Origin of the sequence: Streptomyces sp. UNOC14_S4 (assembly GCF_020740835.1) — a bacterium.
In the GTDB taxonomy this organism is placed as follows: domain Bacteria; phylum Actinomycetota; class Actinomycetes; order Streptomycetales; family Streptomycetaceae; genus Streptomyces.
Map to the genome: position 1 here is coordinate 1 of NZ_JAINFC010000370.1, position 7,771 is coordinate 7,771.

A 7,771-nucleotide genomic window follows, 5' to 3' on the forward strand; every position below is an offset into this window, starting at 1 on the left:
GCGTTCTCCCGCCACAGTCGGGCGGCCGGGGGCTCGCCGAACTTGACCTCGGTGATGACCGCGGTGGCGGGCACCGCCTTGACCGGCAGCACCTGGGCTCCCAGCAGGGCGTTGACGAAGGTGGACTTGCCGCGCTTGAAATCGCCGACCACCATCACGCGGAAGGCGTCGGTGTCCATCCGCTCCAGGACGGCGGTCACCACACTCTGCGCGCCGCTGTCGCCGATCTGCTCGGCGATCTTCCCCAGCTGTCGGCAGATTCCGGTCAGCCGCAGCCGCTGTGCCGCCGCGGCTTCGTATCCGCCCTCTTCCGTATTCATGATTGAATGTCCTCTCTCTGCTCTTCGCTCTGCCTCGGTTCCGGGGCCGGTCCCGGAACCGGCGGTGGGCCCGGCCCGCGGCTCAGCCCTGGAGACCGGCCCGGATGCGTACGGCCAGGGCGGTCGCGGCATGGGCCAGGGACGGCCAGTCCTCGTCCGTCCGGCCGCCGGACTCGGCCGCCGTCCGCCAGGCGTCGTGCCAGGCGATACGTGACTGCCGCAGTTGCTCGAACACCTCCCCGTACACCTCCGAGAGCACCTCGACCGCCTGCCGTTGGAAGGCCATCGTGCTCTCGTCGATCACCCGGACGAGCACGGCGTCCACCTCTTTGCGCTGAGCCTCGGTGGCCGCCCTGATCGATGCCTCGGCCAGTAGCCCGCCGAGCAGACTGAAACCGGCGCCGTAGATCATCGGCAGTGGCGCCTGACGGGTGGCAGCGATCAGGTAGCCGACGATGGCTCCCCCCTGTGCGCCCAGCCGCGTCACCAGCCGGGTCCTGGACAGGTCGGAGACATTGCCGGAGATCTCGGGCTCGGCCGTCAGTTTCAGCCCGGTCGGGACCCAGCTCGGCCGGGCCTCCGGCGACCGGTCGGCCACCGCCTCGTCCAGCCAGCCGGCGTCGGCGGTGAGTGCCGGCAGCAGTACGGTGCGCTCGGATTCCTTGGCCAGCAGCGACAGCTCGTGGCGCAGCCGGAACGGCAGGTCGTGCTCCCACCAGCCGCGCGGGTCGGCGTTCCGTTCCAGCTCCCAGCGCAGCCGTTCGATCACCCCGTCACGTTTCTCCTGGACATGGTCCCGCAGCCGGGCGGTGAGAGCGAGCTGTCGTGCGGTCAGGTCGATGCGCAGCTGCTCCCACTGCTGCTCCTCGTGCTCCAGCCGCGCCTGCGCCTCCTTGGCCCGTGCCTCCGTCTCCCCCGCGGAGAGTCGGTCGGCCGCCATCGCCTCGCCCGCGATCACGGCCATCGCCTCGCAGAAGTCCGCGACTTGGGCGGCGATCTGCCGGTCACGCCACAGCGTGCGCTTGTCCCGTCGCGCGAACCCCTCGACCAGCTCGCGCAGCGCGGCCAGTTCGGTTTCTCCTGCACCGGGCGCCGGGGCGGGCAGCACCGGAAGGCTCGCCAGGCCGGCCAGCCGCTGCCCGAGGTCGTGCAGGGCCCCTGCGCGGTCGTCGGCGTCGAGCAGATCCAGCATGGTGACGACGACGGCGGTGAAGGGGACGTGCCTGCACAGCACTTCCTCCTCCAGCAGGCGGCGTTCCGTGATGCCCAGCGGGGAGAGCGCGGAGACGACGAACAGCACGGCGTCGCTTCCGGCGGCGGTACGGCGCACCTGCTCGAACTGCTCCTGGCTGCCCGAGTTGACGCCGGGCGTGTCCACCAGTTCGGCGTCCAGTCCGCCCAGCCAGTCGTCGGTGACCGTGACGGTCATGGAGGGCTCCGGGGTCCCCTCGGAGCCCTCGTCCTGAGTGGCGCCGGTCAGACCATGCCACGGGTCACCGGTGTCCAGGCGGCGCAGCTCGCGGCGGCCGTCCGGCCAGATGACGCACAGGACTTCGTCCTGGGCAGGACGGACCACCACCGGGGCCCGGGTCACCGGCAGTGAGCCGGTCGGCAGCAGGCCGCGGCCGAGCAGCCGGTTGATCACTGTGGACTTGCCGCGGTTGAACTCGCCCACCACGGCGACCCGGAACAGGCGTCGCCCGCGCCCGGCGGCCAGCGCCTCGAGGGCCGTGGCGATCCGGTCCAGCCGGTACTCCCCGGCCAGCACCAGGGCCTCCCGGAGCCAGCTCGGGACGGCACTGCCGACATCGGCGACCTGCGCCGGGCCGGCGGCGGGTGGTGTGTCGGTGAGGACGGTATCGGTCGTCACGGTGAGCGCCTCGGCGGCGGGCGGTGATACGGCGGCCTGCGGTCGGGGGCCGTCGGCGGGCCGGGGGTCGGTGTGCGTGTCCATGGCTCAACGGCTCCTCGGATGCAGGGGACGGGGCCCGGTGCTCCGTCGTGCGGGGCGGTGCCGGGCTCGCGGTGGTACAAGGCGGCGACCTGCTCCCGGCGGTGCCGGGCGATGGCCGCGGCCTGCTCGGCGGCGGCGATCCCGGTGGCCAGTTCGGCCCTCTGCCGGTAGTGCGCGGCCGCGATGCGGGCGACCTCTTCGCCGAACTCGTGGTCGTACTTCTCCCGGAGCGCCGTGACGCTGTCGCGCACGCCCTGGGAGACACGCAGCAGGAACTCGGCGACGAAGCGACCGATCTCCTCGTGCGCGGTGGCGATGACCGGACGCACGGTCCGCAGGAACTGGTCGCGCGCCGTGTCGGGGTCGCGCTTGCCGATGAACGCGCCGAGCGCGCCGCCGATGACGGTGCCGATTCCGGGGAAGACCGCGGTGCCGAGCACCGCCCCGGTCACCGCACTGCCGCCGGTGCGCCAGGTGCCGCAGGTGGTCAGGTGCGCGCCGACGGCGGTCAGTGCCCGGTCGACGCCGGACAGGTCCGGGGTGGGCAGGCCGAGAACCGCCGCCGGGGGTGCCACGAGTATGGCCGGTGTCCAACCGGCCGCACCGGTCGGCGTGCCGTACCGGGCCGCGAAGTCACGGGCGAGGCTCTCGGCTTCGGCCGCCAGCAGGCGGCGTGCCCGGTCCGCCGCGGCCCGGGTCGCCTGCTCGGCCTCCGTCCGTAAATGGATCCGGACGATACGGGAGACCTCGGCGGTCGCCGCGCGGATGTCATCGATCCTGTCCCCGGCCACCGCCGCGGTCACCGCCGCGTCGAGCCTGCCAAGGGACGACGACGGCTCTCCGGCCTCCACTGCGGCGTGCCACAACTCGGGCCCTGCCCGGTCCATGACCCGCTGGGCCCAGGCGTTCAGAAATGCCGGGAAGTCCGGCGGGGACAGGGCGGCCAGTCTGTGTTCGACACGGCTGAACTCGGCGCGCTGTGCGGCGGCAGCCTCTTCCAGCGTGCCGAGCAGCTGTGAGAGCGACCCCAGTACGGTGGCCGCGGTGGCGGACTGCCTGCTGTCGGCGGCCAGTCGCGAGATTCGTGCCTCCACCGTGAGGAATCCGGGGAGGTACTCCGGTCGGCCCGGCCTGGGGCGCAGTCCGTGGACCGGACCGTGAGCGGCGGGCCCGACGAGCTCCTCCAGTGCCTTTCCCGGCGCGCAGGGCAGCAGCACCGGGTCCTCGATGCCCAGCTCCTTGATCCGGTCCTCGACGACCTTGACGGTCTCGGCCCGTTCGTCGTGGTCGATCAGGTCGATCTTGGTGAGGACGAAGGCGCACCGTTCGTGGTGGTCCCGCAGCGGCCCGGTGAGGAAGTCCACCAGGGTCATCGACATGGCGGCCACGGCAGGGACGACCACTAGGGCCAGGTCCGCGTGGCGCACCGCGGCCTCGGCCAGCTCCCGGTGTCCCCGGTCGGTCACGCTGAACCCCGGAGTGTCCAGCATCGCCACGCCGCCGCCCAGCAGCCGGACCGGTGTCCGGACCTCCAGATCCCGTATGTGCCCGGCCAGTTCGGTCGTGAGTACCTGCCGCAGCGCCTCGTCCAGGCCACTCGGCCAGCACAGGTACGGATGGCCCGCCCAGCGGGCGAACGGCTCGGACGGCCAGCTCAGCACGGTCCCGTCGGCGGTCCGCAGCCGCAGGCCCTCGGCCCCGCGCCGGTACCGCAGCACCGTGGTGGTACGGGTGGTCACCCGGGCCGAGGACGGCAGTAGCCGACGTCGGAGAAGGGCGTTGAGCAGGGTGCTCTTGCCGCTGGACGCCTCACCGAACACGGCGACCCGCAACTCCGGGTCGTCGGCCCGGGCCTGAATCGCGAGCAGACCGGACCACAGGGCGTCGTGGTGTTCGGGCGGAAGACGGAGGCTGCCGAGGACGCCGTGCATCCACCGAAGGTGCCCGGCGACTGTCGGCGCCCACGCCTCTGCCCGGCCGTTCGTCATCAGCTGTCCCCCCTCACGCCGACAGCGTAGGGAGGGCCACGGTGCCGACTTCCCGTCAGGCGATGGGATCGGCCCGATCTGCCGGGGTCGGTCAGTGACGCAGGGCGTCGAGCGCCCTGGCGACGACGGAGGGCGCGTCGTCCTCGCGGGCGACCCAGTGGGGGTGGTACGTGCCGTCCGGGGCCGGGGCGGAGCCGCCGGTGTAGACGGCGAGGACGCGTTCGCCGGGCCGGATCACCCCCTGGCCGACCGCGTCGAGAGCGCCCGCCAGCGAGTAGAGCCCGGCCCGCTCCCTGGGCAGGCCGTCGGCGTCGCGGGTCACCCGCACCCCGGCCGCCAGGAGCATGGCGAGGGCCTGCGGTTCCAGCTCCAGGTAGCGGGCGTTGGGCAGGTGCCGCACGGTGCCCCGGGACTCGGCGCACAGCGCGCGCATCCGCGTCACCAGGTCGTCCGTGAGGACGCGCCGGAAGAGGGTCGGCTCCAGCATGGCGGCGTCCGGCGTCTCCTCGCGACCGGTGAGGGCGCGGACGAACGGTGTCACCGCTTCCTGCTGCACGCCCAGGAAGCGGGGCGTGCGCAGGCCCGCGCGGTCCGTCCGCCGGATCTCCCGCACGCCCTCGTAGAAGCCGAGGGGCCCGTACGCGCTGGAGATCGCCTGGACGTGCCAGTCCCACTGGCGCCCCAGCTCGCGGGCGGCGTCGCGCAGGAAGTACGCCCGCGCCTTGTTCGCCTGGTCCTGGTCGCGCGGGGTGGGGACGGACGGGACGCCGGAGGACGCGGCGGCGGCCGTCAGGACGGCCTTGATCCGCTGCTCGGCCGCGTCGATCTCGACGAGCTGGACGGTCTCCGCCTCGACGAGCTGCGGCAGGATTCTCCGGCGCGAGGCGGGCGGGTGCAGCAGCACGGCCCGCAGGCCCGCGTGGGCGGCGTACGCGGCCAGCGCGTTCGCGGTGTTCCCCGAGCTCTGGGCCAGCACCAGCTTGTGGCCCGCGCCGAGGCACCGGGCGACCGCGACACAGGCGAGCCAGGACTTGAAGGTGCCGGTGGTGTTCGGCGTCGACAGGTCCAGGACGTCGAGGAGGACCTCGCGGTACGGCGGGAGCTGCACGATACGGCCGCCCTCGCGCAGGGACGCGCGGCGGACGAGCTCCGGGTCGACGCCCAGGCGGTCGGCGTAGCGCTGGACGACACTCGTGTCCTGCGCGTAGATCTCCATCGGTCGGCTCTCCGTCGGATCTCCTCCGGGCGCCCGTCAGCGCTGTGCGGTGAGGTTGGCGCGCAGGTAGTCGCCCCACAGCACCGGCGGGTAGGCGGTGATGCCGACCGGCGGGGGGAACGGCTCGACGAGCGCGTCGTGGTCGGCGCCGCTGACGTAGAGCAGGGAGAGCAGGTCCTCCTCCGGCGCGTCGGGCGGCGGCGGGGCCACCCGGTGGCGGCACGCGGGCCACCGGTCCCCGGTCCAGCGGGCGAGCAGCTCGCCGACGGTGACCGACAGCGCGTCCGGCTCGTAGGGCGCGTCGATCCACCGCCCGTCGGCCGTCTCCAGCTGCAGGCCGCCCAGGCCGAACTCCCGGTCGATCACGGTCAGCGCGCCGAGGTCGGTGTGCGGGCCGACCCGCTGCTGCCCGGGGCCGGGCGCGCCGAGCCTGCGCAGGGAGGGATACCACTTGAGGGCACCGGCGTGCGTCGGGTCGCGCCGGAACGCGCGGAAGTGGCCGGGGGAAGCGCCCAGGGCCACCGCGCACACCGACAGCAACTCGTCGCTCAGGGCCCGCATGTGCCGCAGGAACTCCCCGGCCGCGGCTTCCAGCCGCGGCACCTCCCGCGGCCACAGCTCCGTACGCCCCCGGTCCAGCGTGGCCGAGCCCGTGGAGCCGCCCGCGCGGAAGCTGAAGGTCTCCTTGAGATCCGGCGGCCGCCCGGGCGCGACGGGCAGCGGAGGGCTCCAGCCGCTGCCGCCGGGGCGGGCGGCGTAGCCCGCCTTCACCTGCTCCGGGAGCAGGAAGAACGTACGGGCCAGCGAGCGGAGTTCGGCGCGCTGCTCCTGGGGGACGCCGTGCCCGGTGATCAGACAGAAGCCGTGGGCCCGCAGCGCGCCGTCCAGCTCCGCCGCGACGCGCTCCCGCTCGCGCGCACCGCCCTCCCGCCACGCGCGCAGATCGATGCGTGCGACGTGATCGTCGATGTCGTCGATGTCGTCGGTCCGCGTGGCGGTCATCGTGACTCCCCGGCTCCTCGGCTGTCCCCACGTTGTACCAGCCGGTCGCATCGAGCGGTCCCACTATGTGTAAATACCCCCCATATGGGTGAGTCTGCCGAGAGGTGGGCGCCGGGGGCCGGAATCCCCGCATGCTTGGCCGCAGGTGATGTGACGTGACGTGTGCGGCGTGGAGGGACGATATGGGGACGGCCGACGGCCCGGACGACTCGGAGGAGCGTGCCCGTACGGGAACGGAGCGGATCGCCGACTTCGCCCGTACGGAGATCGCCCCGTACCTGGCGGCGCACCCCGAGGACGCCTACCCGCGTCCCCTCGTCGAACGGCTCGCGCAACTGGGCGCGTTCGCGGCGACCGTACCGGCTGAGCACGGTGGAGCGGGCTGGGGCAGGGCCGGAGCGGCCCGGATCGGCTACGAACTAGGGCGCGCCTGGCAGCCCCTGGCCGGGCTCGTCGGCACCCACCTCAAACTGTGCGGCCAGGTGCTGCGCCACGGCACCCCGGAGCAGCGCCGTACGTGGCTGGCGCCGATGGCCCGTGGCGAGACGGTGTTCGCCCGCGCCTACCACGAACAGGGCGTCGGCCATCCCGCGCGGCTGCGCACCCGCGTGACCCGGCGCGGGGGCACGGGCGTGCTCGACGGGCGCAAGAGCTGGGTGACCAACGCCCGCCACGCCGACCGCGTCCTGGCCGTGGCCCGGGATGGCGAGGCCACCGTCGGGGTGTTCGTCGACCCCGCCCGCCCCGGCGTCACCGTCGGGGAGGAGCTGCCGCGGCCGGGCATGCTCGGTGTCTCCCTGGCGGAAATCACCTTCGAGGGGTACGAGTTCGATCCGGACGAGGATGTGCTTGGCGGCTGGGGGCACGACCTCACCGGCTCGCTCCTCGCCCCCGACGTGACCGGCTACGTCTCCCGGGCACTGGGCTCCGCCGACGCCGTGCACGCGCACGCCGTGGATTTCGTACGGGCCACCGCGGGACGGCGGCCGGCCGCCGTACGGGGAGCGCTGCGGCTGCGGGTGGGGGAGCTCACCACCCGGGTGACGGCCATGCGCGCCGTCCGGCAGAGCCTGCTGGGGCCGGACGCGGCGGTGACGAGTGAGGCCGCGAAGGTGTTCTGCACGATGAACCTGCAGGAGGTGCTGCGTGAGGCGGTGCTTCTGTGCGGCGGGGCGGGTTATGCCGGCCCGGAGACGACTTTGGGCAGGCATTACCGGGACGCGTTGGCCCTGCTGATTGTGGGGGCGCCGAATGATGTGCTGCTGTATCGGGTGGGGGAGCGGGAGTTGGG

6 protein-coding genes are annotated in these 7,771 nt (G+C 73.5%); 1 reads left to right on the forward strand and 5 read right to left on the reverse strand.

Translation table 11 applies throughout. The features are described 5' to 3' along the window. The 5 genes from K6I34_RS26725 to K6I34_RS26745 all read right to left on the reverse strand — a co-directional run. A partial coding sequence (locus K6I34_RS26725) for a dynamin family protein (RefSeq protein WP_229329407.1) occupies positions 1 to 320 on the reverse strand: 320 nt, incomplete at its 3' end. 82 nt (positions 321 to 402) lie between these two features. Beyond that, on the reverse strand, positions 403 to 2,274 hold the full coding sequence (locus K6I34_RS26730; protein ID WP_229329410.1) for a dynamin family protein: 1,872 nt from the start codon (positions 2,272 to 2,274) through the stop codon (positions 403 to 405). Beyond that, a complete protein-coding gene (locus K6I34_RS26735; protein ID WP_229329412.1) occupies positions 2,187 to 4,205 on the reverse strand; it encodes a dynamin family protein in 2,019 nt (672 codons plus the stop codon). Before K6I34_RS26735 ends, K6I34_RS26730 begins: the two co-directional genes overlap by 88 nt. 148 nt (positions 4,206 to 4,353) lie before the next feature. Then, the gene (locus K6I34_RS26740; RefSeq protein ID WP_229329414.1) at positions 4,354 to 5,478 is read right to left on the reverse strand and encodes a pyridoxal-phosphate dependent enzyme; all 1,125 of its coding nucleotides are present in this window, start codon (positions 5,476 to 5,478) and stop codon (positions 4,354 to 4,356) included. A 36-nt stretch (positions 5,479 to 5,514) separates the two neighbouring features. Then, positions 5,515 to 6,480: an isopenicillin N synthase family oxygenase gene (locus K6I34_RS26745; RefSeq protein ID WP_229329416.1), complete on the reverse strand. Its 966-nt coding sequence runs from the start codon at positions 6,478 to 6,480 to the stop codon at positions 5,515 to 5,517. Positions 6,481 to 6,662: 182 nt separating this feature from the next. On the opposite strand from K6I34_RS26745, the gene K6I34_RS26750 reads away from it, so the two are divergent. Next, positions 6,663 to 7,771, forward strand: a 1,109-nt coding sequence (locus K6I34_RS26750) for an acyl-CoA dehydrogenase family protein (protein WP_229329424.1), incomplete at its 3' end; no start/stop codon positions are given.